This window comes from Holdemanella sp. (assembly GCF_056804935.1).
Map to the genome: position 1 here is coordinate 1 of NZ_DBMEXE010000156.1, position 3879 is coordinate 3879.

6 protein-coding genes are annotated in these 3879 nt (G+C 33.5%); 5 read left to right on the plus strand and 1 reads right to left on the minus strand.

The window, feature by feature from the left end; all coding sequences use genetic code 11:
- Positions 1-174: 174 nt before the first annotated feature.
- From ACZQCL_RS07250 to ACZQCL_RS07270, 5 genes are all read left to right on the plus strand, one after another.
- Positions 175-1095, plus strand: a complete 921-nt coding sequence (locus ACZQCL_RS07250) for a patatin-like phospholipase family protein (protein ID WP_288522693.1) — start codon at positions 175-177, stop codon at positions 1093-1095.
- 51 nt (positions 1096-1146) lie between these two features.
- Positions 1147-1440, plus strand: a complete 294-nt coding sequence (locus ACZQCL_RS07255) for a hypothetical protein (RefSeq protein ID WP_117923966.1) — start codon at positions 1147-1149, stop codon at positions 1438-1440.
- A 2-nt stretch (positions 1441-1442) separates the two neighbouring features.
- Positions 1443-2333, plus strand: coding sequence for an O-acetyl-ADP-ribose deacetylase (locus ACZQCL_RS07260; protein WP_482482489.1), 891 nt, complete (start codon positions 1443-1445; stop codon positions 2331-2333).
- A gap of 118 nt (positions 2334-2451) precedes the next feature.
- Positions 2452-2730, plus strand: coding sequence for an autorepressor SdpR family transcription factor (locus ACZQCL_RS07265; protein WP_278464257.1), 279 nt, complete (start codon positions 2452-2454; stop codon positions 2728-2730).
- Positions 2717-3343: an SdpI family protein gene (locus ACZQCL_RS07270; protein ID WP_288522690.1), complete on the plus strand. Its 627-nt coding sequence runs from the start codon at positions 2717-2719 to the stop codon at positions 3341-3343. Before ACZQCL_RS07265 ends, ACZQCL_RS07270 begins: the two co-directional genes overlap by 14 nt.
- Here ACZQCL_RS07270 and ACZQCL_RS07275 read toward each other — a convergent pair.
- The coding region (locus ACZQCL_RS07275; RefSeq protein ID WP_482482491.1) for an Mbeg1-like protein at positions 3340-3879 on the minus strand (540 nt) is incomplete at its 5' end. The genes ACZQCL_RS07270 and ACZQCL_RS07275 overlap by 4 nt on opposite strands.

Consider the following 3879-nt stretch of genomic DNA (forward strand, 5'->3'; position numbering starts at 1 on the left):
CTATTTGACATTAATGATGTCTATATCCTGTTTTATTAAATGTGTCTTATTGGAAAAGACGGTTCCATATGCAAAAAACTGGAAGCCAATGGCTGACAAGCTTTGGGATGAACAAAAAAAGTAGACAAATTAAAAAAATGAGTATAAAATTTTCAGCTAAGAAGGAGGGATAAAATGAAGAAAAATAATAAGCGTTTTTCGGGAATATCCAAACTTCCAAATGGAAATACTTCAAATAAAATTGTTCCAGGATGTATTGTACTTGAAGGCGGAGCTTTTCGAGGTTTATATACATCAGGGGTATTAGATGCTTTAATGCAGTTTGAAATCAATATGCAGTGTACAGTAGGTACAAGTGCAGGGGCACTAAACGGATTTAACTATGTGGCTGGTCAAATTGGTCGTAGTGCTAGAATTAATTTAGGGTATCGCCACGATTCTCGTTATGTTGGTTTAGAAGCTTTTAAAAACAACAAAGGAATCATTGGATTTGATTTTTTGATGAAAGGAACTCAATATTTTGATCCATTAAATACACCTCGTTTTATGAATCCAACGCGTGATTTTATTGCGGTATGTACAAATTGTAAAACGGGAAGGCCCGAATATTTTAGTAAAAATAAAACGCAGGATATTTTTAAAGCTGTACAAGCCAGTGCAACCATGCCTTATGTTTCAAAGATGGTTGAAATTGAAGATGGTTTATATTTAGATGGTGGCTGCAGCGATAAGATAGCGTATCAATGGGCGTTGGATCATGATTATGAGAAAATCATTGTGGTTCGTACACGTCAAAGAGAGTATCGAAAGAGTGAGACTAATCCTTTGGTTCAAAAAATGACGAAAAGATTGTATGCTGAATATCCCGCTTTAGAACAGAAGTTGGAATCGATGAATAGTGACTACAATAGACAGTGTGATGAATTAGTAAGGCTTGAAAATGAGGGAAGAATCTTTACGATTGCCCCAAGCAAGCCTGTGAATGTATCGCGTGTAGAGGGAGATGTGGATAAACTCGCTGATCTTTACTACATGGGATATTTGGATGGGTTGAATCAGATTCAAAGAATCAAAGAATATTTAGAAATTGATTAAGAGGCGATGCCTCTTTTTCGTTTTGTGTTAGAATAAGTGTAGGTGATTTTTATGGTACAAGAAAGACAACAAGAAATCGTAAATGAATTATTAAACTATATGGATACATTAGAAGATGGTAGCGAAGTAAGTACTTGGGATTTAATGGATGAAGTATTTAACTATCAACGCTTTAATGATGGGTATTGTTTTAATGATTTTAAAATTAGCGAAGAAGAATTTATTTCGTTAGATTCACTGTTAAAGGAAAGTGCAATGAAAGAGGGATTCTTTATTGATGACTCTATTTATCAAGATGTGATTGGGGCTTTTCCTTTTAGTTTGACATTTGTAGTAAGGAAATAGGTATGGAAAAATTAGAAACATTGATTCAAGAATTATATCAAGAGGGGACTCGTGAAAAAAATATGGAGGTTCTTTCGCATATTCGTAAATTGGCAAAAGAAGAAAAACAATTTATTATTCCTGTCGGGGATGCGAATGGTGAAAAAGTCTATCGAAGATTATCTTTAGATGATGGTCAAGATGTATTTGTAGCTTTTACTACACAGGCTCAAGTGGATTTGGGTCAGGCTACAAAAACATTAAATCAAAGTGTGATGGATGTACTCCATATGGTGCATGATACACAAGGTGTAAGTGGGGTTGTATTAAATCCTTGGAAAGATTCATATTTTTTACCAAAGGTTTTAATTGAAATGATTTTAGACAATAAGAATTTAGAGAGTGAAATCAAAGTAGTAAAAGGAGATATTACTACTTTTGATGGAGATTGTATTGTCAATGCAGCGAATGAATCGCTTTTGGGTGGCGGCGGTGTAGATGGTGCTATTCATAGAGCGGCTGGTCCCATGTTACTTGAAGAGTGTAAATTATTAAATGGTTGTCATACAGGGCAGGCCAAGATTACTAAAGGGTATGATTTAAAGGTAAAGTATGTAATTCATACTGTGGGACCCATTTATTCAGGACAACATGAAGATGAGCATATGTTAAGAGATTGTTATTGGAATAGCTTAACGTTAGCTCGTAAGAATGATATTCATACAATCGCATTTCCAGCTATTTCATGTGGTGTTTATGGCTATCCAGTAGAAAAGGCAGTGCCATTAGTATTAAAGACAATTGCGGATTGGTTGGATGCGAATAGTGATTATACAATGAAGATCAGTTTGTATTGTTTTGACGAAGAAACGACAAAGGAATATCAAAAATATACAACGTATCAGGGAGAGTAGTCTTCCTGATTCTTTTTATTATCTATTTAGAAAAAATTCTAAATAGTATTGAAATTATATTTAAAAGGTATATAATCTATTTAGAAATATTTCTAAATAGTGAATAGGTGGTGGTATTTTGTTTGAAAAAACATTTAAAGCTTTGGGTGCTCCAGTACGAAGAGACATTTTGAGTTTATTAAAAAAAGGCAAGATGTCAGCTGGAGATATCGCAAGTCATTTTGATATGTCTCAGGCAACTGTTTCTTATCACTTATCCTTATTAAAGGATGCAGGTTTGATTTGTGAAGAGAAGGATAAAAATTTTATCTTTTATCAAATTAACGCATCTGTTTTTGAGGAGATGTTGTGTTATTTTAAATCTTTTATTGGAGGGAATGAAGATGTTGAAAAATAAATGGTTTATGTTTAGTTTAGCTTTGTTTGTGATTCCTTTAGTATTGAATCTAGTTTTCTATAATCAACTACCGGATGTTGTGCCAACCCATTTTGATGTAAATGGACAAGTCAATGGAACAATGCCTAAGTTTATGGGTTTATTTGGTATGTTATTCTTGTGCTTGGTAATTCATGTATTTACTTGTTTTGTGACGGTAAAAGATCCAAAGCGAAATAATATTCCAGATTTTATGATGAATATTCTATTTATGATTTGTCCTGTTGTTTGTATTGTGACAAGTATGACAATTATTTATTTTGGCTTGGGGTATTCTTTTGATGTTAGTTTTGTGATGAATATTCTAGTGGGTGTATTACTAATTGTATTAGGAAATTATTTGCCAAAAGTAAAACGGAATTATGCGGTTGGAATTAAAACTTCATGGGCATTGAATAGTGATGAAAACTGGGTGTTGTCAAATCGTGTGGGTGGCTATTGTATGGTCATTGCTGGAATTTTATATATAGTACTTGGATTACTTGGTTATGTGACAATGGGCATTGTTGTGATTCTTGTAGCGACTATTATTCCATGTATTTATAGCTACATATTATTTAAGCGAGGAATTTAGTTTCCTCGCTTGATTTCGTTTTGGATGCATTTGAATAAGACTTGAATGGTTTCACTAATCATTTTCTTCGTTTGACTATCCATATTCTGAATGGATTTGATCATCTCAATCACATCGATATTCTGTCTGAAATCCTTTGGGTTTTCATAATCTGAAAAGATAGAGTAAATGGTATCAATAACTTGTTTGCGTGTATTGACATCAATGGATTTAAGCCATTTTGATAGTGTGGATTGTGTATGTTTGGATAGTTGATCATTTTGTTCTAGATAAATAAAATCACCGTTTTCAACGCACCACGTAAATGGATCATGTTGAAGGATGGATATGGCATCACTTTGGATGATTTGATAATTATTTGTTTCTTCAAGTAAGAGTCCAATAACACTCGATTGTGGTATGGTCTTAAATACTTTCTTATCGGTTTGATAAGGTGTAAGAAATCCAGGCCCATCATGATTGTAGATACAAAAAATTGAATTATGCGTATATATACCTGCGTAAAGTGCTAAATTAGCTCCTTTGGAGTGTCCGCC

What these genes read in the sequence shown, in the direction of transcription:
- ACZQCL_RS07250 (WP_288522693.1), top strand. Translation starts at nt 175, where the DNA reads ATGAAGAAAAATAATAAGCGTTTTTCGGGAATATCCAAACTTCCAAAT.
- ACZQCL_RS07255 (WP_117923966.1), top strand. Translation starts at nt 1,147, where the DNA reads ATGGTACAAGAAAGACAACAAGAAATCGTAAATGAATTATTAAACTAT.
- ACZQCL_RS07260 (WP_482482489.1), top strand. Translation starts at nt 1,443, where the DNA reads ATGGAAAAATTAGAAACATTGATTCAAGAATTATATCAAGAGGGGACT.
- ACZQCL_RS07270 (WP_288522690.1), top strand. Translation starts at nt 2,717, where the DNA reads ATGTTGAAAAATAAATGGTTTATGTTTAGTTTAGCTTTGTTTGTGATT.